Annotated in this window: 1 protein-coding gene; it reads left to right on the top strand. The window is 47.5% G+C overall.

What is annotated here, in order from left to right; genetic code table 11:
* The coding region (locus JO950_RS22105; protein ID WP_202704564.1) for a hypothetical protein at nt 1–356 on the top strand (356 nt) is incomplete at both ends.

The raw sequence follows: 356 nt of genomic DNA on the forward strand, positions 1-356 counted from the left end.
ACAGCAGATACAGCGGTAACGATAAGATACACGGTTGCTTCTAACGGAAGTTGTGCCGCTAGCAGTTCAGATGTTACTTTCACGGTGAATGCATTTGCAGGCACTGCCAATAATACCACTCCAACTACTGCTATTTGTGAAACGGCTACCAAAACCTTAACCGCTACACCGGCAGGAGGTACGTGGAGCATTGTTTCAGGAGGCGGAAGTATCACCGGATCGGTTTATACGCCAGCTGATGTTACAGCAGATACAGCGGTAACGATAAGATACACGGTTGCTTCTAACGGAAGTTGTGCTGCAACAAGTTCAGATGTAACCTTCACGGTGAATGCGTTTGCAGGTACCGCCAATAA

This window comes from Flavobacterium sp. UGB4466, assembly GCF_903469665.1.
In the GTDB taxonomy this organism is placed as follows: Bacteria; Bacteroidota; Bacteroidia; order Flavobacteriales; family Flavobacteriaceae; genus Flavobacterium; species Flavobacterium lipolyticum.